Source organism: Delftia sp. WSY_12, assembly GCF_043104645.1.
Lineage (GTDB): Bacteria > Pseudomonadota > Gammaproteobacteria > Burkholderiales > Burkholderiaceae_C > Comamonas > Comamonas tsuruhatensis.
Genome location: NZ_JBICKW010000012.1, coordinates 519,481 through 538,752 on the forward strand (window position 1 = coordinate 519,481; position 19,272 = coordinate 538,752).

The 19,272-nt window shown below is 64.4% G+C and carries 18 protein-coding genes; 9 read left to right on the forward strand and 9 right to left on the reverse strand.

Annotation, left to right across the window (positions count from 1 at the left end; genetic code table 11):
- Positions 1–2: 2 nt before the first annotated feature.
- From ACF8LI_RS07840 to ACF8LI_RS07850, 3 genes are all read left to right on the forward strand, one after another.
- Positions 3–980: a DUF808 domain-containing protein gene (locus ACF8LI_RS07840; protein WP_016449189.1), complete on the forward strand. Its 978-nt coding sequence runs from the start codon at positions 3–5 to the stop codon at positions 978–980.
- A gap of 320 nt (positions 981–1,300) precedes the next feature.
- Positions 1,301–1,933 carry a hypothetical protein gene (locus ACF8LI_RS07845; RefSeq protein ID WP_016449190.1) on the forward strand — a complete coding sequence of 211 codons (633 nt, stop codon included), beginning with the start codon at positions 1,301–1,303 and terminating at the stop codon, positions 1,931–1,933.
- A gap of 32 nt (positions 1,934–1,965) precedes the next feature.
- Positions 1,966–2,772: a hypothetical protein gene (locus tag ACF8LI_RS07850; protein WP_016451379.1), complete on the forward strand. Its 807-nt coding sequence runs from the start codon at positions 1,966–1,968 to the stop codon at positions 2,770–2,772.
- 33 nt (positions 2,773–2,805) lie between these two features.
- Here ACF8LI_RS07850 and ACF8LI_RS07855 read toward each other — a convergent pair whose 3' ends face one another.
- Entirely contained in the window at positions 2,806–3,060 is a 255-nt protein-coding gene (locus tag ACF8LI_RS07855; RefSeq protein WP_016451380.1) for a hypothetical protein, read from the reverse strand.
- Between the two features lie 262 nt (positions 3,061–3,322).
- Here ACF8LI_RS07855 and ACF8LI_RS07860 point away from each other — a divergent pair, with 262 nt between their 5' ends.
- Positions 3,323–3,619, forward strand: coding sequence for a type II toxin-antitoxin system RelB/DinJ family antitoxin (locus ACF8LI_RS07860; RefSeq protein WP_043790100.1), 297 nt, complete (start codon positions 3,323–3,325; stop codon positions 3,617–3,619).
- A complete protein-coding gene (locus ACF8LI_RS07865) occupies positions 3,619–3,954 on the forward strand; it encodes a type II toxin-antitoxin system YafQ family toxin (RefSeq protein ID WP_141834648.1) in 336 nt (111 codons plus the stop codon). The genes ACF8LI_RS07860 and ACF8LI_RS07865 overlap by 1 nt, the downstream gene beginning before the upstream one ends.
- Positions 3,955–4,452: 498 nt before the next feature.
- On the opposite strand, the gene ACF8LI_RS07870 is transcribed toward ACF8LI_RS07865, so the two are convergent.
- From ACF8LI_RS07870 to ACF8LI_RS07900, 7 genes are all read right to left on the reverse strand, one after another.
- On the reverse strand, positions 4,453–5,067 hold the full coding sequence (locus ACF8LI_RS07870; protein ID WP_312840995.1) for a DUF4276 family protein: 615 nt from the start codon (positions 5,065–5,067) through the stop codon (positions 4,453–4,455).
- Positions 5,058–6,209 (reverse strand): AAA family ATPase, encoded by a 1,152-nt coding sequence (locus tag ACF8LI_RS07875; protein WP_312840996.1) that lies wholly within the window; start codon positions 6,207–6,209, stop codon positions 5,058–5,060. The genes ACF8LI_RS07870 and ACF8LI_RS07875 overlap by 10 nt, the downstream gene beginning before the upstream one ends.
- A 145-nt stretch (positions 6,210–6,354) precedes the next feature.
- Positions 6,355–6,975 carry a glutathione S-transferase family protein gene (locus ACF8LI_RS07880; protein WP_312840997.1) on the reverse strand — a complete coding sequence of 207 codons (621 nt, stop codon included), beginning with the start codon at positions 6,973–6,975 and terminating at the stop codon, positions 6,355–6,357.
- 117 nt (positions 6,976–7,092) lie between these two features.
- Entirely contained in the window at positions 7,093–8,634 is a 1,542-nt protein-coding gene (locus tag ACF8LI_RS07885; RefSeq protein WP_209671479.1) for a hypothetical protein, read from the reverse strand.
- Between the two features lie 278 nt (positions 8,635–8,912).
- A complete protein-coding gene (locus tag ACF8LI_RS07890; RefSeq protein ID WP_392414471.1) occupies positions 8,913–11,384 on the reverse strand; it encodes a TonB-dependent siderophore receptor in 2,472 nt (823 codons plus the stop codon).
- Between the two features lie 102 nt (positions 11,385–11,486).
- Positions 11,487–12,524, reverse strand: a complete 1,038-nt coding sequence (locus ACF8LI_RS07895) for a FecR family protein (RefSeq protein WP_392414472.1) — start codon at positions 12,522–12,524, stop codon at positions 11,487–11,489.
- On the reverse strand, positions 12,521–13,036 hold the full coding sequence (locus ACF8LI_RS07900) for a sigma-70 family RNA polymerase sigma factor (protein WP_016449199.1): 516 nt from the start codon (positions 13,034–13,036) through the stop codon (positions 12,521–12,523). Before ACF8LI_RS07900 ends, ACF8LI_RS07895 begins: the two co-directional genes overlap by 4 nt.
- Positions 13,037–13,266: 230 nt before the next feature.
- Here ACF8LI_RS07900 and ACF8LI_RS07905 point away from each other — a divergent pair, with 230 nt between their 5' ends.
- The 4 genes from ACF8LI_RS07905 (at position 13,267) to ACF8LI_RS07920 (ending at position 17,750) form a co-directional block, all read left to right on the forward strand.
- Positions 13,267–13,881 (forward strand): OmpW family protein, encoded by a 615-nt coding sequence (locus ACF8LI_RS07905; RefSeq protein ID WP_016449200.1) that lies wholly within the window; start codon positions 13,267–13,269, stop codon positions 13,879–13,881.
- Between the two features lie 362 nt (positions 13,882–14,243).
- The gene (gene egtD / locus ACF8LI_RS07910) at positions 14,244–15,302 is read left to right on the forward strand and encodes an L-histidine N(alpha)-methyltransferase (RefSeq protein WP_046241879.1); all 1,059 of its coding nucleotides are present in this window, start codon (positions 14,244–14,246) and stop codon (positions 15,300–15,302) included.
- A complete protein-coding gene (gene egtB, locus ACF8LI_RS07915; protein ID WP_047473346.1) occupies positions 15,289–16,599 on the forward strand; it encodes an ergothioneine biosynthesis protein EgtB in 1,311 nt (436 codons plus the stop codon). Before egtD ends, egtB begins: the two co-directional genes overlap by 14 nt.
- Positions 16,600–16,685: 86 nt before the next feature.
- On the forward strand, positions 16,686–17,750 hold the full coding sequence (locus tag ACF8LI_RS07920) for a hypothetical protein (protein ID WP_016449203.1): 1,065 nt from the start codon (positions 16,686–16,688) through the stop codon (positions 17,748–17,750).
- Positions 17,751–17,757: 7 nt separating this feature from the next.
- On the opposite strand, the gene ACF8LI_RS07925 is transcribed toward ACF8LI_RS07920, so the two are convergent.
- Positions 17,758–19,047, reverse strand: coding sequence for an O-acetylhomoserine aminocarboxypropyltransferase/cysteine synthase family protein (locus tag ACF8LI_RS07925; protein WP_016449204.1), 1,290 nt, complete (start codon positions 19,045–19,047; stop codon positions 17,758–17,760).
- Positions 19,048–19,272 lie beyond the last annotated feature (225 nt).

The following is a 19,272-nucleotide window of genomic DNA, read 5'->3' on the forward strand; positions in this document are numbered from 1 at the left end:
CGATGGCTGGTGCTGGTTTGCTGATGCTGCTTGACGATATTGCAGCGATCCTTGACGACGTGGCCCTCATGACCAAGGTCGCGGCCCGCAAGAGCGTGGCCATGGCCGACGATGTGTCCGTCATGACCAAGGTGGCTGCGCAGAAGACGGCCGGCGTGCTGGGCGATGACCTGGCCCTCAACGCCCAGCAGGTCACGGGCGTGCGCGCCGAGCGCGAGATTCCCGTGGTCTGGGCCGTGGCCAAGGGCTCGCTGGTCAACAAGGTCATCCTCGTGCCGACGGCGCTGCTCATCAGCGCCTTCATTCCCTGGGCTGTCACGCCGCTGCTCATGGTCGGCGGCGCCTTTCTGTGCTTTGAGGGTTGCGAGAAGCTGGCCCACAAATTCCTGCATTCGCCCGAGGAAGATGCCGTGGAGCGCGAGCGCCTCACCCAGGCCAATGCCGATGCGAGCGTCGATCTCGTCGCCATGGAAAAGGACAAGATCAAGGGCGCCGTGCGCACCGACTTCATCCTCTCGGCCGAGATCATCGCCATTACCCTTGGCACCGTGGCCTCGGCGCCGTTCGGGCAGCAGGTCGCCGTGCTGGCGGGCATTGCCCTCATCATGACCTTGGGCGTCTATGGCCTGGTGGCCGGCATCGTCAAGCTCGATGACCTGGGACTGTGGCTGGGCCAGCGTGCCAGCGCCGCGGCCCGCGCGCTGGGCCGGGGCATCGTCGCCGCCGCGCCCTGGCTGATGAAGGGGCTGTCCGTTGCGGGCACGGCCGCCATGTTCCTGGTGGGTGGCGGCATCCTCGTACACGGCGTGCCTGCGCTGCACCACGCCGTGGAGGGCCTGGGCGATGCCGTGGCCCAGGGCGCGCTGGGCGGCCTGTGGCGCGTGCTGGCGGTGAATGTGCTCAACGCGGTGGCCGGCATCGTGGCCGGCGCCATCGTGCTGGCGGCTGTCGAAGGCATCAAGCGCCTGCGCCGCCGCTGAGTCGCCGCAAGCAAGGCCTGCCGGGGCTGCAGCCGGCAGAGCACACCAGGGGGGCCGTCAGGCCCCCTTTTCGATGGAATCTGCATGGAATTTGCATGGAATTTGCACCTCAGCGCATTGCATTTGACTGTGGGCGCAAGCACGTGCATTTCCCCTGGAACTCTGCAAGGCCTGGCGTCCTCCTGTCCCTTGGCGGCGGCGCAATGCACTTGCGCCTGCCGGCCTCCGAGGTTCCGTGAACGGCCCATCGCCGCGCCAGAGCCATTGTCGGGACCGGGCGGCTGAAGCTGGGGTCCCTGGATTTTCATCAGGGGGATTCCATGATTTCCAATCTCACCAAGGCCAATGTGCTGCGCTCCGTCATCGCCGGCTGCTCGGTCGCGCAAGCGGGCAAGGCCGAGAAACTCGGCACCGAACGCGCACGCACCGCCCTCAATCGCATCTGCGAACTGCTGAATCTGCCCAACGACCTGGACGCCATACATGCGGAGCCGGACCTGTACCTCGAATCCCTGGCCCATTTCGAGAGCCTGCCCCAGTTCGAGCTGCGCACTCCCCTGGTGGCCAAACTCAGGCAGGTCCTGGGCCTGCGCTCCTGCAGGCAACTGACGCCGGCCATGCTGGCGCAAGTCACCGCGTCACAGCTCATCAACCAGGGCATCTCCATCGTCGCGCTGGCCGATCTGCAGCAATGGCTGCTCAAGCACGATCTGTCGCTGCGGCACAGTCCGCCCGTCACGGAAGTGGACTTCAGGGAGGCCAGGAAAGCCATTGCCCTGCTGGATGCCTTCGACTTCGATACCGAATCGCTGGAATGGCAAATGAATCACCTTGCCCGTCCGCGCGCCAGGGGCAGGGGAAGGCGTGCCGCCGCCACGGCCCCCTCAACTGGCAGGCCTGCAGGTGAATCCCCGTCTGCCGGCTCCGCTCCTGCGTCTGCGTCTGCGCCCTAATATCGGCTTTCCCGAACCAAGCTCAGCACACCATGAAGCTCCCCTTGCTTGCCGCCATGGCCCTTGCACTGCAGCTGCTGGCGCCAGCGCCCGCCATGGCAGCCGACGACATCGTCTTCAAGGACAGTGCCGGCCGCGTGCTCAAGCGCAGCGACCTGGACAAGGCCGATGGCCGTTTCAGCTGGGAACTGCCCCGCGCCACACCCGTCAGCCAGGCGGCGCGCGATGCCCATGCCCTGGGCCGCGCCGCAGGGCAGCGCGGTGACAACCGGGCTGCGCTGGCGCATTTCGAGACCGCCTCGAAGCTGGCGCCGGACTGGCCTTATCCCGTCTACGACGCCGCATTCACCTACCTGCTGCAAAAGGACTTCGATGCGGCCTATCGCCACTACCGGCGCGTGGATGCAATGGCTCCCAGGGGTTTCTTCATGGCCAAGACGGCCGTGCACAGCCTGCGCATGGAGCGCGATGGCAAGCTCCCGCAAGGCACCTATCTGCGCTACCTCGCCCTGGAGTGGGAGACCGACAGGAGCAAGGTGCGCCAGGCCGCCCTGGCCATGACCCGCGAAACCCCTGGCTTCGCCCCCGCCTGGAAGACAGCCGCCCTGATGGAGGACGACCCCGACCAATGCCTTGCCCTGCTGGACAGCGGCCTGAAGGCCGGCCCCGATGCCCAGACCCGCGGCTTTCTGCTGCTGAACAAGGCCCTGCTGCTGCGCGAGCGCAACCAGATTCCCGAGGCCATGGTGATGCTGGGAGAGCTGGCGGTGGACCCCCGGTCTCCGCTGGATGTCGAGGCGCTGGCGCGGCACACGCTGGCGCAGTGGGCGCGGCCTTGAGACCGGCACCCGCGCCTTCGCTGGCCGGCCCACTCAGCGCATCGCCAGCTCCACGGCCTCCGCAGACAGCCCGTAGGCCTCGACAAAGACCTCGATGCGGTCCTGCGTCTGCGCGTTCACAAACGTCTCCATGCCCACGCTGTCCATCTCCCCTGACAGCATCTGGCCCGTATTCACGGGGCGGGTATCGAGCTGCTGCGCCAGCACGCAGCTGTCCTCTCCCTCCGGCTGCAGACCGATGAGCCCCGTCTGGTTGTTGATGGCAATCACCCTGGCTTGTCTTTGCATGCTCCACCCTGTCGTCTGAATCCGTCGTTTCTGGAATGGCGAAAAGGCGCCGCCTTGTGCAACGCCCCTGCCTGTCCTGGCGACTGTAGGCAAGGCTTGGGGGCGGCGGTAGAGGTCTGGGGCTTGGAGGACTGCCAAGGGAAATTTACGAATGACTGTCTGGTTTTTTGTTTTTGCAAGTGAATGCGTGTGGAAGGTCGCAGCAACAGTTGATTTGAGATTGCCTAGAATATGTCGGCAAGTGACCTCAAAGGAGCAAAAGATGACCATCATCCGTACTACTGTGGATGACAAGATCTACGACAGCGCTGCCGACATACTTTCTACGCTGGGCATGGATGTGAACGCCGCCGTGCGCATGTTTCTGCAGGGCGTTGTGCTGCACAACGGCATTCCCTTTGACCTGCGGCTGACGGCGGAGCAGGTGCAGGCGATGCGGCTGCGTCGCGAGACAAACCGGCAGGCCACTTTGGAGGCGAGAGAAATCGCCAGAGGCGGTGAACCTGGACATGCCTCTGTTGAAGCCATGCTGCAGGCCATGGAAAGGGATGAAGCCTGATGGCCGGCAAGAAGGGCTACAGGCTGCGCACCATCGCGTACACCAAGACCTTCAAGAAGGACTACCAGCGCATGGCGGCATCAGGCCGCTACGACATGACACTGGTGAACCAGGTCGGCGGCCTGCTCATCGCCCACACGGCGCAACAGGTGCTGGCGGCGCAGTGGAGCGATCACGCCTTGATCGCCGACGATGAATGGGACGCGGGCGACCGGGACATCCATCTGGGAGGGGACTTCCTGCTGATCTATCGCATTGATCCGCATCCCGAAGCCAAGGACATGGAGATCGTCATCTTCAAGCGCCTTGGAACCCACAGCGATCTGTTTGGCTGAGCGCGGCCATCGCAGGCCGCGGGCAGCCTCCCCCCTCAGCTCCCCAGCGCCCCGCGCACGGCAGCGCGCTCGCCCATGCGCTTGAAGTGCGCCTGCACCTTGGGGAAGCCGGCGATGTCCACGCCGTCGCCCACGGAGTAGTCTAAGCCCAGCACCGGGGGCATCGGCCAGGTAATGGCGCTCGATCACGCCAAAGCATTCGACCATGTTGGCTGCTACCTTACGCTGCATGGAGGTAATGGCCGCCTCGTCATCGGCCTGCGCGGCTGTTGAGTGGCTTGCACTTTTTTGTATTTGTCGCGCTCAAGCTGCCGATAGCGGCTCAGATATTGGTCTTATCTGTAAGTGCATAACGCGCTCTAGGAATAATTTTGAACTATGAACTGCGCAAATCGCTATATTGAAATGGTATCTAATGAGTTTCGTTGTAGTCGTTGATTATACTTTGTTTGGAATGCTTTTTATTGATTGCGGTAGGTAATGTTGTAATATTGGTTGCTAATAAATAATTTTTGTCCTCTTTTGAAAATATTCTTTCATTCGTGTTACTGCTTTATTTAGACTTGGTGAGTTTTCTTTGGCATAATCAAGATTCCATTCATTCTCGATAAATAATATTAGACGAGCATTGTAGCCGATGCCTTGGCTACTAATGACACCATTTTTTTGTACTAGCTCTTGCTTGATCTTTCGACTGGCGGATGATGCTATTCGTAGAAGTGCGGCCTTGGGGTCATTTAGTGTGTCGGGATCGCGAGGTACTTTCACATTGCGTTCCATCAGGGTGGCTATGCCCTTGTCGTCTGCTAGCAGCCATGCTTCAACTTCACGAACTGCAACGCGAAATATGAGGTTTTCATTTAAGCTACCTCCATTTAGCCAGTTATTTATTAATGCCGATGCACAGTTGCTGTCATCTAAGTCGGTTATTAAGAAGATTGGAACTTGACGAGATAGCTCTATCCAGTTCTTCATCTTTGATTTTAAGTAGCCAAACCCACCTCCACGTAGAAGCAAAGAAGGTTCATGGTCTGGTTTGACATATTTAATTATCCGAAGAGCAACGGCCTCACTCAACTCATCTTCGGTTGCAATGGCGAATCTTATTTCCATAAAGACAGTTGTGAGATAGCTGATGGACGGGTTTTGGGTAGAACAACCTCGGCTACGGATAATCCGGCCTTAAGGGCGGCTTTTTCATCTTTTACGAGTTCTCTTGCAATAGTTCCTTCTTTGGTGCTTTCTAGAAGAACTACCCCGCGACCATCAATTCCAGGATTGCTTAATAGAGCATCACTATGTGTGCTTAGTATTATTTGCCGTCGACTTTTTCTGTTTCGCTGAAGTCCCTCAATCATTTGTGGAATGGATTTAACGATTCCATCATTAAGAGATATTTCCGGCTCTTCTAAAAGAAGAAGGGAATTGCCTTCCAGTAAACTCCATAACAGAGCCAAGAGTCGGAGTGTTCCATCTGAAAATTGATCTTCCCGTTGCCATCCAGCGTTAGGGCGGAAGTGTGCGTAGCGCGCCTCCAAATGAGGATGGCCCAAACTGTCTTTCATAAATCGGAGCTCTTCAAATTGAGGAACAGCAATTCTCAGGGCCTCTCCAATTTTCTTGAGACGCGATGATCTCACCTTTTCAGAAGTTTTAGCCAGTCTGATCAAGAAACCTTGACCATATGGATCCTCTTCTAACATATGTCCCCCGATTCTCTCTGAATATTTTAGTAGTTGAGGAACAAGATGCAAGTACATAACGGATCCAAAAAAGTCTGCAACTTCTCTGAATTTTGCGTTGGTTTGTATTTGTTCTAAATAAGTTTGAGTTAAGAGTGCGGGATCTTTTCTGTCTTCTCTGGTAGGTCTTTCAAAGAGTGATATACCATTTTTTGTGATACTTTCTTTTGAGACGAGAATCCGCTGTGCCCCTTTGCCTTCTGGCTTGAAGCCCAGCTCGTAGGTCCACACTGCCGGGCCATCTATTTCTTCTGAGATATCTACTTTTAGAGATACTTCGTTATCATTTCGAGCATGCAGACAGCGAACCTTGCTAATTCCTCCTCTATCATCTAATGCGGCTTGCAAGCCGCCGCCTTTAGGCTTTGAAATGTCTTTTAGAAATCTGATGGAGTCTAAGAAATTAGACTTTCCGGCGGCATTGGAACCTAAGACATAAGTGGCTTCGCTTAAATTAAGATCTAGATTGCGAAAGTTCTTCCAATTTTTTAACTTTATTTTTGTAATAAACATCTTGCATCTTTCTTTTCTATTGAATTATGAAGGCGATAAGAGATTTTTAATAAAATGCGAGTGAAATTCTATGAGGTATAGCAGCCGTTAGTGATTCATTATGTTCGAATCAGGATGCATCTCTCTGGAGTATCGTCAGTGGATGTCAATCTTCAAGAGCCCCGCGCACGGCAGCGCGCTCGCCCATGCGCTTGAAGTGCGCCTGCACCTTGGGGAAGCCGGCGATGTCCACGCCGTCGCCCTCCAGCCAGCCGGCAATGGTGAACAGATAGGCGTCGGCCACGGAATAGTCGGAGCCCAGCACCCAGGGCGCGTCGCCCAGGTAGTGGCGCTCTATCACGCCAAAGCATTCGGCCATGTTGGCTGCCACCTTGCGCTGCATGGAGGCAATGGCCGCTTCGTCATCGGCCCAGCGGCCTGCGCGCCGGCCGTGGGCGTGGGCCACGTGCACGGTGGAGGACAGGTAGCCGTGGAACTCCTGCATGTGGGCGAAGGCATAGGCATCGTCCAGCGGGGCAAGCCGGGCTTCGGGAAAGCGCCGGGCAATATAGGCGAGCAGGGCCGGCGTTTCGGTGAGCACGCCGCGCTCGGTTACCAGGGCGGGCACGCGGCCCTTGGGATTGATGGCCAGGTATTCGGGGCTGCGCTGCTCGCCCTTGGAGAAATCGAGCTTGACGACTTCATGGGGCGCATTGGCCTCGATCAGGGCGATGCGGGCGGCCAGGGCGCAGGTGCCGGGAGCGTAGTAGAGCTTGAGGGTGGTCATGAAAGAGACGGGTAGGGGTGGGATACGGGCAGATTCTGCCGTCGGCGCCGATGGCCGGACCGGCCCTCCAACTTAGTGCGGATTGCACGGTCGTGCAAGCGGCATCGTTGTCTTGTCCTATGCCTGCTCGGCATTCCAGCGCACGGTGCGTGCGGGCAGGTCAATGTGGATGGTGTGGCGGCCGCCGTCATGCAGTAGCAGGTCCAGCTTCCCGTCCTGGCCATCCACGAACGTGATGCCTTCAATCATGGGTGCGTCGATCAGGTCGTTGCAGTCGAGCGCGATCCAGGCATCGGTTTGCAGATCCAGCAGACGCAGATGGGGGAAGTCGGGGTCCTCGCCATATTCGATGCAGGCCACCATGGCCCAGGGCTTGGAGAAGGCCACGGCCGTGAGGGTGCTATCTGGGCTCTGCGCGCAGGCGCGCGCCTGCAGGGCATCGAGCAGCGTGGGCATGTCGTCCAGCATGTGTGCATAGGGAGACTCGGGCGGCACGGTGCGTACTGGCCGGGTGGCGGCCTTGGCGCTTTTGGCGCTTTCGGCGCTTTCGGCGCGTTTGGCGCGTTTGGCAGGCTCTGCCGTTGGGGTGCTGCGCCTGCGGCCCGCTGGCGGAAGGTGCTGGATTTTGCCGCCCGCAATGCCTAGAAAGACACCGCATTCGCTCACGCTCAGATGCCTGTAGTTGCGGCTGCTGCACGGGGTTTCCCAAAGCGGGGCGCCGGTGTCCGGGTCCACGGCGACAAGATAGGCCCGCTCCATGCCGTCCTCGTGCCTGTCCTGTATTCCATAAAGGACGCCGGCATGGCATTGCGGCGCGCTGACATGGGTAGGCGACAGGCACGGTCCGAAACGGTTGCTGCGAATGTCATAGCCATACATGCCCTGGCGTGCAAAGCAGAAATAGACCACGCCGTCACGATGCGCTGCCCGCTGGGCATGCACATGCCGGCGCTCATCGTCAGGTTGAACGGGAGGTGTGATGGCCAGGACTTCGCCGCTGCAAGGATGGATGCGAAGCCAGGGTGCATCAATGTCCACGTGGTCTCTGCTGCCGGGGCCGAACACGGCCCACGCGCCTGCAATGGCGGGCGAGTACAGGTCGCGGGCACTGTCCACCCACAGCACATGCTCGGTGTGCCCGTCGGTTTCATGCCAGCGCCGCAGCTCCGAGCGCTCAGGGTGGACGATCCAGCCGTAGACCGCCCCCTCCAGCACAAACGCACCCTGCAGGCCCAGCGCCAGCGTGCTGCCCTGCCAGGTGCGACGGTCCAGCAGCAGATAGCGGCCCTCGGGACTGCTCTCCTCCATCGCGACGAGCCAGCGATGCGCGTCCAGCTCCACGGGAACGGGCCAATGCCTGGCCTGCATGCCCGGCACGGCATGGAAGTCGAACAGGCATTCGCCGGTGCGGGCATCAAGCACCTGGTCGCAGAGCATCAGATGCCGCTCGTCCACGAACCACGACATGCCCTCGCTCTCGCGCATGCGGTGGTCCCAGAGCACGTTGCCGGTGGCCACATCAACGGCGCGCAGAAAGGACGTTGTGCTGTCCCCCTTGTTGCAGTACTCGTAGTAGAGCCGGCCATCGACCACGCTCATGGCGGTGTCGATGATGAAGATGCTCTTGTCTCCAATGGCCTGGGATTTGCCGTAGTGCATGCGCGCCTTTCAAAGACCTGATTGTCGCCAGCAGAGCGCGGTGTGGACTGGGCGAAATGTCAAGTCGATGGCGTGGTGCGCGGCTGAACCAATGCAGCTGCGGCGGTGCAACGCCATCCGATCCAGACGAGCAGGTCCGCGATGCGCTGTGCTGGATGCAGGCTGCACCGAGCGTGCTGCAGATGCATGCCGAGTGGGCTGTCTGTTGCTCTCCGCCGGGCGTTGTTCCAAGAGCGGGGGCCTGCATTGCTCCCCCTGGCGGGCAGCAATGGCGGCACTCAGAACCGATAGACCGCCGCCACACGCACCTCGCGCCCGAAGCCAAGCGCGCAGAATTGCGCGCCGCCACGGAAGGTGTTGCATTGCGTGCGGTACTGCCTGTCGGTGAGGTTGCTGAGGTTGACCGAGAAGCGCCACGGGCCGGTGGTGTAGGCGGCCATGGCGTCCCACAGCGTGTAGGCGTCGTTCATGGGGGTCTTCACGCCGTCCATGGGCAGCTCGCCAGGCGTGGCGCTGATGTGGCGCAGGCCCAGGCCCAGCTCCAGGGCGCCGCGCTGGTACTTGCCCCACAGCGATGCGGCATGGCGCGGCGTGGCGCCGGGGCGCGCGCCGATCTCGATGGCGTTGTTGCTGCGCGTGACCCTGGAGTCGAGGTAGGTATAGGCCGCAATGGCCGAGAAGCCGCCGCCGATCTCGCCCTGGGCCTGCAGCTCCAGCCCCCGGTTGCGCACTTCGCCGGTCTGCACGTCGAAGCGCGGGTTGAGTGTGGATGGCGTGCGCACATTGCGCTTGCGCAGGTCGAACACTGCGGCGCTGAGCGTGTAGCCAGCCGACGGCGGCGCGTAGCGCAGGCCGGCCTCGAACTGGCGCGCGGTCTCGGGCTCGTAGGGCCTGCCGTTGGCGTCGGTGGCCGTGACCGTGGTCAGCGGCGGCTGGAAGGAGTTGTTGAAGGACACATAGGGAGCCAGGCCGCTGGGTGCCAGGTAGATCAGGCCCAGCCGCCCGGTGACGGCGCTGTCGGTGCGGCGCACGGTGGTGATGGCGAAGGGCGCGGTGGCTGCGGCGCGCGCGTCGTAGTCGGTGTCTATGCGTGCGCTGTCGCGGCGCAGGCCGGCGCTGAGCACCCAGCGCTCGCCGAACTTGATCTGGTCCTGCACGTACAGGCCTGCCTGGTGCGTGCGGGCCAGCGCGCGGTCGCTGAGGTAGTTGTCATTCCAGTTCGGCGCGATGTGGATGGGGTTGACCAGGTCCAGCGGCGCCACGGCGCCGTTGAGCGAGTAGATGCGCCAGTCGAGCCTGGAGCGGTAGTAGTCGAAGCCCACGGCCCACTGGTGCGAGACGGCACCCGTCCGGTGGCGGCCTTCGATCTGCGTGTCCATGACCCAGGTCTGTTCGGCGTCGGGCCGCACCATGGCCAGGCGTGCCATGCCGCGCTGGTCGGCCGTCAGGCCCCGGTTGCGCATCTCGCGCCGGTCGTTGCGGCCGTCCAGGTAGCGCAGGTTGTTGCGCAGCGTGAGCTGGTCGTTCAGCCGGTGCTCCAGCAGCCAGCCCACGCTGGCGTTGCGCTTGTGGTGGCCAGATCCCGGTCCGCTGACGTTGATGTCCGTGGCCGACCAGCCCGCAGGCGTCTGGCGGTAGTAGGGGATGACGAAGCCGGTTTCGTCCTCCTGGTACTGCGCCAGCACGGTGAGGCTGGTGCGCTCGCCCAGCAGTGTGAAGGAGGGGGCGATGTAGCTGCGGTCGGCGCGCAGGCCGTTCCACTGCGTGCCCGATTCGCGCTTGAGCACGGTCAGCCGTGCCAGCGCCGTGCCCTGTTCATTGATGGCGCCACCGATGTCGGCCGTGAGCTGGCGCCGGTCGTGGCTGCCGAATTCCACGCCCACTTCGCGCTGCATGCCGGCGCGCGGGCGCTTGGTGACGGCATTGATCAGGCCGCCGGGCGCGGACTGGCCGTACAGCACCGAGGCCGGGCCGTGCACGACTTCCAGCCGCTCCAGTCCATACGGCTCCAGGTTGGTCATGAAGCCGTTGTGGACCATGCGCATGCCGTCCCGGTACAGGCCCGTGCCGGTCAGATAGAAACCGCGCACGGCCACGTCGTCATCGGTGATGCCGTAGTCCATGGGACGCACGCCCGCGCTGTAGCGCACGGCTTCGGCCACGCTGGAGATGGCCTGGTCGCGGATCTGGGCCTCGCCGATGATGCTGACCTGCTGCGGCGTCTCCAGCAGCGGCACATCCATCTTCATGGCCGAGGCGCTGCGGCGCGGCCCGTAGCCGGGCACGGCGCCCCAGGCGCTTTCATGCTCGGCATCGGCCAGCACGTTCACGGTGGGTAGCGCATGCTCGGCCGCGGCCCCGGGCCGCGCACGGTGCACGGCCCAGCCGCCTTCGGCCGTGCGCGTGGCCTGCAGCTGGTGCGGGGCGAGCAGGGCGGCAAGCCCTTCGTGCACGCCGCGCGTACCGCTCAGCGCCGCCGACTGTCGGCCCTGGACCAGGGCTGGATCGAACGAGAGGGTGATGCCTGCCTGGCGCGCGAGGCTGTGCAGGCTGGTCTCCAGTTCACCGGCCGGCAGGTCGAACCGGATGGATCTGGCATCCGGGGCGGAGCTCGGGCTCTGGGCCAGGGCGGTCATGGGCAGGCCCAGCGTGATCAACAGGCCCAGCATCAAGGCCTGTGCAGCCACCGCCGTGGGGCGTGTGCACGAGGGTGGATGGGCGGCGCGGCGGGTGCTGGGCAGGCTGGGCATGGAGGCAGTCCTTGAGAAGCGGCAAAGGAAAAAGCGATGTCTTTGCTCCTATGCCGAACGGGCGGTGTGAAACCCGTAATGACTGCCTGAAAAAATTCCGGATCAGGCTTTGACCAGGCGCCTGGCGCTGCGGGCACCGCTGGCTGCACCTTGTCCGCGCTCCACACGCACAGGCAGCGTGCGGGCAATGGCGGCCAGCGCAAGGCCCGCCGGATCCGGGCCGTCCAGCTGGAATACGCCTGAAACACGCAGGGCAGCCACGTCGTCGGCACATTCCATGGGCATGCCGGTCTGGCGTGACAGCTCGGTCACGAAGGCGTCCAGGCGCATGCGGCGGGCGACCAGTACGCCGTCGGTCCATGCGTCGGGCACCAGGCCTTCGTCGGGCAGGCGCACAGGGCGGTGCTGGCCGGCGTGCAGCACATGGGTTTCGCCGGAGGTGGCGACGATGGCGTCCAGGGGGCCTGGCGCAGTGCCGTCCAGCGCCCTGACATGGATGGCCACGCGGCCCTCGGTGACGTACAGGCGCGTGGCCGTGTCCGGGTGTTTTTCGTGGCGCACGCCGAAGCTGGTGCCCAGGGCCTCGAAGCGGGCCAGCGGCGTTTCCACCCAGAAGGAGCGTCGGCCTGCGAGGGAGCGCGGGTCGCTGCCGGTGTCGATGAAGATCTCGCCGCGTGCCAGGCGGACCACGCGGCGCAGCAAGGTGAAATCCACCTGCACCAGCGTGTCCGGTGCCAGGTGCAGGCGGCTGCCGTCGGCCAGCAGGGTACTGCGGCGCTCACCAATGGCCGTTTCCAGCGCGATCTGCTCGCGCGGTGCAGCCCAGCGCCAAGCCATGGATCCCAGCAGCAGGGCAGCGGGGCCCAGGAACAGCAGCCGCTGCAGGCTTGCGCGCCGGCCTCGCGCCGGCCCTGGGCCGGCGGACCGCAGCACGCCGTGGGCCAGTCCCGCCTGGCCGGCGGGCAGGGCGAACTGGGCCTCGACAGCCTGGACCTGTTGCCAGGCCTGTTCGTGCGCGGCGTGGCTGCTGCGCCATGCCTGGCAGGCGGCGCGGTCGGCATCGGTGGCCGTGCCGGAGGCCAGCCGCACGGCCCAGGCAATGGCCTGTTCCAGCGCCTGGGGGGCCTGGTCTGTGCTCACGCCGTCAGTTCCCTGCGCAGGGCAAGGCAGTGGCGTATGGCGGTGGCCATGTATTTCTCGACGGAGCTCAGGCACACGCCCAGCTGCAGGGCGATTTCCGGGTAGCTCAGGCCTTCCAGGCGGGAGAGCAGAAAGGCGCTGCGGGCCTTGGGCGGCAGGCCGGCCAGCAGGTTGTCCATGCGCACCAGGGATTCGATCAGCAGATGGCGCTCCTCGGCCGAGGGCGCCAGCGGCTCGGGCAGGCTGGCGATGGCGTCCAGGCAGGCGCGCTCCAGCGCGGCGCGGCGTGTGTGGTCCACGACCAGGCCGTGGGCGATGGTGGTGAGCCAGGCGCGCGGCTCGCGCACGCCATGCAGGGACTGGGGCTTGCCCAGCACGCGAATGAAGGTGTCCTGGGCCAGGTCGGCCGCATCGCAGGGATTGCCCAGCCTGCGCCTGAGCCAGCCCACCAGCCAGCCGTGGTGGTCGCTGTAGAGCAGGGCGATATCGGGGTGCGAAGGCGCGGCGGCCATGGAGCGGGTTCCTGGGAAAGCGGATTTGATAATGATTCGCATTCTATTTGAGCAATGGCTGCAGCCTGGCCGCAACTGGCCTGCCGCGCATGGCGTTGCATGCATCCAACGCGATCCGGCCATGCGACGGCGCCCACCTTCGGATTTGAGCTAGGACAAGACCGGCCTTGCCTGCCCCTGCTGCAATACAGCTACGGGATTTGCCCCGGGCTACTCCAAGACTCTCCATCATGAAAAGAACTCTGCTCGCCGTTGCTGCCGTTTGCGCCCTGTCGTCGGGTGCCGCCTTTGCGCAGCAGGCCGAAGGCCCCTGGATGGTGCGCGTGCGCGCCGTCCACCTGGACAGCGTCAACAAGGACAGCACGGGCCTGGGCCTGTCGATCAATGACAAGTGGATGCCCGAGCTGGACGTGTCCTACTTCTTCACGCCCAACATCGCGGCCGAGCTGGTGCTGACCTACCCGCAAAAGCATGACCTGCGTGCCAACGGCCTGGGTCAGATCGGCAGCCTCAAGCACCTGCCGCCCACGCTGCTGGCGCAATACCACTTCACCAATTTCGGCGCGTTCAAGCCCTACGTGGGCGCCGGTGTCAACTTCACGCGCTTTTCCAGCGTGAACTTCGATCCCGCCGTGCAGGCCGCGCTGAACCCCTCCATCAAGAAGAACAGTTTTGGCGGCGCGCTGCAGATCGGCTTCGACTATGCGCTGGACAAGAACTGGTCGCTGAATTTCGACGTGAAGAAGGTCTTCATCGAGACGGACGTGCGCGCTGGCGGCACCAAGGTGGGCACCTTCAAGGTGAACCCCGTGCTGGTTGGCGTGGGACTGGGCTATCGCTTCTGATCTTCGGATCATGAGCGAGGCACGCGCTGCTTCATCCGGCAGCGCGTAGTGAGGCAAGGATGGGTACTTGGTCCGGTATGCCGTTCGCGGCATACCGGATTTTTTTCGTCCGGCATGCTGCAGCGCACCAGATCTGCAGGTCATGAAAAAGACACGCTCGCTGGAAACTGTCCTACCCGCGTGCCTGGGGCGGGCGCCTAGGCTGGTGCCTCGGCCTGTCGGCGCGCGCCTTGCGAGGCGGGACGCCAGTTTGCAGGCTTCATTCTGGCTGCCCGCCCCCTTGGCGACCGCTCCCCGCTGCAAGGCGGGGGCGCGGCATTCACCATGCTGAGGCGGTCGGCGCACAACGCGAGGCCCCCACCATGCTGTATGCCCACGATCATTCCGTGTCTTCCCCTCCATTGGCGTCGCGCGCCCAGCGCGTGCCCCTGCCCCTGCCTTCGGCCCCGCGCACACCGGCCGAAGGTGGCAGGAGAGAGGCTGCGCCGGAGCTGGCAGACAGCGCCCTGCGAGCAACCCTGGCCGAATTGCAGCACGGGCTGATGCAGCCGCAGGCCCGGGTCTCGCCCAAGTTTCTCTATGACTCACGCGGCTGCGACCTGTTCGAGCAGATCACGCGGCTGCCCGAGTACTACCCCACGCGCACCGAGGCCGCCATCCTGGCCGACTCCGGTCCGGCCATGGCCGAGGCCCTGCGCGGCAGCGAGGTGCTGATCGAGCTGGGTGCCGGCAACTGCGAAAAGGTGCGCGGCCTGTGCCGCAGCCTGCGTCCACGGCACTTTGTGGGCGTGGACATTGCGGGCGCCTTCCTGCGCCAGTCCGTGCGGCGCCTGGCCGAGGAGTTTCCGCAGCTGCAGGCCCATGCCGTCACGGCCGACATCACCGAGCCGCTGGCCCTGCCGCCCTATATCCCGCAGGCCGGCCGGCTGCTGTTCTACCCGGGCTCGTCCATAGGCAACTTCGACCCTGAACAGGCCCAGCGCATGCTGGGCCAGATGCGGGCCCTGCTCAGCGACGACGGTGGGCTGCTGATCGGCATAGACCTGCCCAAACCCATACAGTGGCTGGAGCCTGCCTATGACGATGCCCAGGGCGTGACGGCGCGCTTCAACCTCAACCTGCTCAGCCATGTGAACCACCTGCTGGGCAGCGACTTCAACGAGGGCGACTGGGAACATGTGGCCTTCTTCAACACCGAGCACTCGCGCATCGAAATGCACCTGCGCGCGCGGCGCCCGCTGATCGTGGGCTGGCCCCAGGGGCTGCGGCACTTCGCGGCCGGCGAGACCATACATACCGAGAACAGCTACAAATACCCGCTGCCCGACTTCCTGGACATGCTGGCCTGTGCGGGCTTCGGGGCCTGCCAGGTCTGGACCGATGAGCGCCAGTGGTTTGCCGTGATCCATGCCCATGCGTGAAATGCCCGCCGTCTTCCGCTGGGTGCAGCGCTACGAGGCCGTGCGCCAGACCACCGTGCTGCTGGCCGCCCCCTTGTCCGCCGAGGATGCCTGCGTACAGTCCATGCCCGATGCCAGCCCTGCCAAATGGCATCTGGCGCATACCACCTGGTTCTTCGAGACCTTTGTCCTGGCCGAGCACGCGCCCGGCGTGCCGCCCTTCGATCCCGACTTCCGCGTGCTGTTCAACTCCTACTACCAGCAGGTGGGTGCGCGGCATCCGCGTGCCCAGCGCGGGCTGCTGACCCGGCCCTCGCTGGCACGGGTGCTGGCCTATCGCGAGGCGGTGGACCAGCGCATGCTGCAGATGTTCGAGGACTGGGGCACGCAGCCGCCTGCGCGTCTGGCCGCGTTGCTGGAGCTGGGCCTGCAGCATGAGCAGCAGCACCAGGAACTGCTGCTGACCGACATCAAGCACCTGCTGTCGTGCCACCCGCTGTGGCCTGCCTATCGAGAGCAGGAAGAGGGCATGCCTGCGCCTGGGCCGGCAGATGGAACGCCTGCCCCGCTGCAGTGGCAGACCGTGCCGCGTGGCATGCATGCCGTGGGCCATGGCGGCGAGGGCTTTGCGTTCGACAACGAGCGCCCGCGCCACGAGGTGTTTGTGCAAGGCTGCGAGATCGCGCAGCGGCCCGTGAGCAATGCCGAGTTCCTGCGCTTCGTCGAGGACGGCGGCTATGCCCAGCCGCAGTGGTGGCTGGCCGAAGGCTGGGACTGGCGCTGCGCGCAGCAACTGGAGCATCCCTGGTACTGGCGGCGCAATGCAGGCGGCGCGTTGGATGGCGCATCGGACGGCACGTGGCAGGAGTTCAGCCTGCATGGCGCGCTGGCGCTGGACGGGCGCCGCCCCGTCTGCCACATCTCGTATTTCGAGGCCGACGCCTATGCGCGCTGGGCCGGTGCGCGCTTGCCTACCGAGGCGGAATGGGAGGCGGCCTTTGCCGCACCCATGGCGCAGCGCCCCGAGCACGACGAGCCTCCCGGCCCCGTGCACCCGCGCGCCATGCAGCCCGGCAGCCTTGCGCTGGGCGAGGTCTGGGAATGGACCCAGTCCGCCTACGGCGCCTACCCGGGCTTCCAGATCGCGGAGGGCGCCGTGGGTGAATACAACGGCAAGTTCATGGTCAACCAGTATGTGCTGCGGGGCGGCTCCTGCCTCACGCCGCCAGGCCATGTGCGCGCCAGCTACCGCAATTTCTTTCCCACGCAGGCGCGCTGGCAGATGACCGGCCTGCGGCTGGCGCGGGATCCGGCTTGAGCCTGCCCCTGCCGCATCCCCATGCATTGCGCCGCCCGCCGGTGCATGCAGTAGCATCGTCGGCCTCAATGATCCGAGGGAGTTCCATGTTGTTGCGTTCGCTTGTTCTTGCCATGCCGCTGTCCCTGGTCCTTGCCGGCTGCGCCACTGCGCCGCCCCAGGCTCCGGCGCCCAGCCAGCCACAGGAGCAGCCCCGGCCCCAGGTGCCTGCCCAGGCCCCGGCCGACACGCCGCGCGCCGAGCCCGAGGTGGCCAACCTCACGCCCCTGCCCAGCCTGCTGCTGATCGGCGAAGACGCAGCCGGCCGCTACTACTCCATGGTGGCCAAGGCCACCTTCACCATCGAGTCCGATGGCCGCCTGACCCTGGCCGACCAGGGCGGCGGCCAGGGCGGCGAGCCCGTCGCCCCGCATGCCGACATGCAGGACCAGAGCATGTCCACCGAATGCAAGCCCTATGGCGCCGTGGCCAACCAGCGCACCACTTGGTTCCCGTATACGGGCGTGTTCGTGCGCGGCGGCACGCTGGTCGGTGCCCAGGCGGATGGCGCCGATGCGGCCATCAAGACGCTGACCGAGCATGAAGGCGCCCAGATGCTGTACACGGGCAAGGATGCCGACCCCACCGAGTACTACTACGCGCCCTGTGTGGGCGCGCAGCGCGTGGCCACCGGCTGGCGGCTGGACCGCTATCTGCCCGATGGCGGACAGCTGCGTGTGCGTGCCGATGCGCGTAACGGCAATGGAAACGGCAAGGGCCAGACGCTGGCGCTGAAGCTGCCCAAGCCCTTTGCGCCCTTCGTGCTGGTGCGCTACCAGTCGGGAGCGATGATTCCCGTGCCCATGCGTGCCGTGCTGGCCACGGTGGACCTGCCCGAGCGCCGCGTGGTGCTGCAGTTCCAGGGCACCTACGCCGTGGAGCCGGCCATCCGCAAGATGGAGCTGCGCCTGATCGTGCCCGGCAGCCGCCCTTCCGAAGGAGAGACCGCCGCGCGCCACGCCGAACGAACCCAGGCCCAGCTGCGTGACCTGGCCCGCTGCGCCCCGCCGCGCGGCCATGCCATCGAGCCCTGCGCCAATCCGCAGCGCACGCCGGACCCGCTGATCTTCTATTCCTCGCAGGAACTGCGCGAGCGCTCGCGCAGGCGCTGAGGGCGTCTCAGACCTTGTCCAGCGCCTGCTCCAGGTCGGCCAGCAGGTCGCTGATGTGCTCAATGCCCACTGACAGGCGCACCATGCCTTCGGTGACGCCGGCCTTGGCCAGTTCCTCGGCGTCGAGCTGGCGGTGCGTGGTCGATGCCGGGTGCGTGGCCAGGGACTTGGCGTCGCCGATGTTGACCAGGCGCGTGAACAGCTGCAGCGCATCCAGGAAGCGCGCACCGGCGGCGCGGGTGTCGCTGTCGCCGCTGCCGTTCCTGAGGCTGAACGACAGGATGCCCGAGGCGCGGCCGCCCAGCTGCTTCTTCACCAGGGCGTGGTCGGGATGGTCCTGCAGGCCGGCGTAGCGCACCCATTCGATCTTGGGATGCCTTTGCAGCGTCTCGGCGATCTTCTGGGTGTTCTCGCAGATGCGGTCCATGCGCAGGGCCAGCGTCTCTATGCCCTGCAGGATGAGGAAGGCATTGTGCGGCGACAGTGCGGCGCCGGTATTGCGCAGCGGCACCACGCGCACGCGGCCGATGTAGGCTGCCTCGCCCAGGGCTTCGGTGTAGACCACGCCGTGGTAGCTGACATCGGGCTCGTTCAGGCGCTTGAAGCGGGCCTTGTGCTCGGCCCAGGGGAACTTGCCGCTGTCCACGACGGCGCCGCCCACGCTGTTGCCGTGGCCGCCCAGGTACTTGGTCAGCGAGTGCACGACGATGTCGGCGCCATGCTCGATGGGGCGCAGCAGGTAGGGGCTGGGCACGGTGTTGTCCACGATCAGCGGCACGCCATGGGCGTGGGCCACGTCGGCCAGGGCGCGGATGTCGGTGACATTGCCCAGCGGGTTGCCGATGGACTCGATGAAGATGGCCTTGGTCTTTTCGTCGATGTGCTGGGCGAAGCTGGCCGGGTCGCGCGGATCGGCAAAGCGCACCGTGATGCCCTGCTGCGGGAAGGTGTGGGCGAACAGGTTGTAGGTGCCGCCGTAGAGCGTGCTGGCCGAGACGATGTTGTCGCCTGCCTCCGCGATGGCCTGGATGGCATAGGTGATGGCTGCCATGCCCGAGGCCACGGCCACGGCGGCAATGCCTCCTTCCAGCGCCGCGACGCGCTTTTCCAGCACGTCGGTGGTGGGGTTCATGATGCGCGTGTAGATGTTGCCGGCCACCTTGAGGTCGAACAGGTCGGCACCATGCTGTGCACTGTCGAAGGCATAGGCCACGGTCTGGTAGATGGGCACGGCGGCCGACTTGGTGGTGGGGTCGGGCGAGTAGCCGGCGTGGACGGCCAGGGTTTCGATGCGCATGGAAGATTGCCTTTCTGGTGACGGCTTACGCAAGAAGGGCAGGGCGGGCCATTTGCCATGGGCAGCGGCGCGTTCCCGCATCCTGTTTGCGTAAGTCCTGAGGTTTTACAAGCGGAGGACGGTTGGCATTGTGGCGTGCCGGCCTCCGGTGCCCAACGATGCGTTGGTTACGAACATATACGCCGCAGACCGGTTGCTCCTCTGCCGTGCGCAGATATGTCCGGC

Coding starts and splice junctions, on each gene's coding strand:
- ACF8LI_RS07890 (WP_392414471.1), bottom strand. CDS start 11,384: ATGCCCAGCCTGCCCAGCACCCGCCGCGCCGCCCATCCACCCTCGTGC.
- ACF8LI_RS07865 (WP_141834648.1), top strand. CDS start 3,619: ATGGCCGGCAAGAAGGGCTACAGGCTGCGCACCATCGCGTACACCAAG.
- egtD (WP_046241879.1), top strand. CDS start 14,244: ATGCTGTATGCCCACGATCATTCCGTGTCTTCCCCTCCATTGGCGTCG.
- ACF8LI_RS07920 (WP_016449203.1), top strand. CDS start 16,686: ATGTTGTTGCGTTCGCTTGTTCTTGCCATGCCGCTGTCCCTGGTCCTT.
- ACF8LI_RS07870 (WP_312840995.1), bottom strand. CDS start 5,067: ATGGAAATAAGATTCGCCATTGCAACCGAAGATGAGTTGAGTGAGGCC.
- ACF8LI_RS07855 (WP_016451380.1), bottom strand. CDS start 3,060: ATGCAAAGACAAGCCAGGGTGATTGCCATCAACAACCAGACGGGGCTC.
- ACF8LI_RS07880 (WP_312840997.1), bottom strand. CDS start 6,975: ATGACCACCCTCAAGCTCTACTACGCTCCCGGCACCTGCGCCCTGGCC.
- ACF8LI_RS07900 (WP_016449199.1), bottom strand. CDS start 13,036: ATGGCCGCCGCGCCTTCGCACCCCGATATCGCCCTGCTCTACAGCGAC.
- ACF8LI_RS07845 (WP_016449190.1), top strand. CDS start 1,301: ATGATTTCCAATCTCACCAAGGCCAATGTGCTGCGCTCCGTCATCGCC.
- egtB (WP_047473346.1), top strand. CDS start 15,289: ATGCCCATGCGTGAAATGCCCGCCGTCTTCCGCTGGGTGCAGCGCTAC.
- ACF8LI_RS07905 (WP_016449200.1), top strand. CDS start 13,267: ATGAAAAGAACTCTGCTCGCCGTTGCTGCCGTTTGCGCCCTGTCGTCG.
- ACF8LI_RS07925 (WP_016449204.1), bottom strand. CDS start 19,047: ATGCGCATCGAAACCCTGGCCGTCCACGCCGGCTACTCGCCCGACCCC.
- ACF8LI_RS07875 (WP_312840996.1), bottom strand. CDS start 6,209: ATGTTTATTACAAAAATAAAGTTAAAAAATTGGAAGAACTTTCGCAAT.
- ACF8LI_RS07850 (WP_016451379.1), top strand. CDS start 1,966: ATGAAGCTCCCCTTGCTTGCCGCCATGGCCCTTGCACTGCAGCTGCTG.
- ACF8LI_RS07860 (WP_043790100.1), top strand. CDS start 3,323: ATGACCATCATCCGTACTACTGTGGATGACAAGATCTACGACAGCGCT.
- ACF8LI_RS07885 (WP_209671479.1), bottom strand. CDS start 8,634: ATGCACTACGGCAAATCCCAGGCCATTGGAGACAAGAGCATCTTCATC.
- ACF8LI_RS07840 (WP_016449189.1), top strand. CDS start 3: ATGGCTGGTGCTGGTTTGCTGATGCTGCTTGACGATATTGCAGCGATC.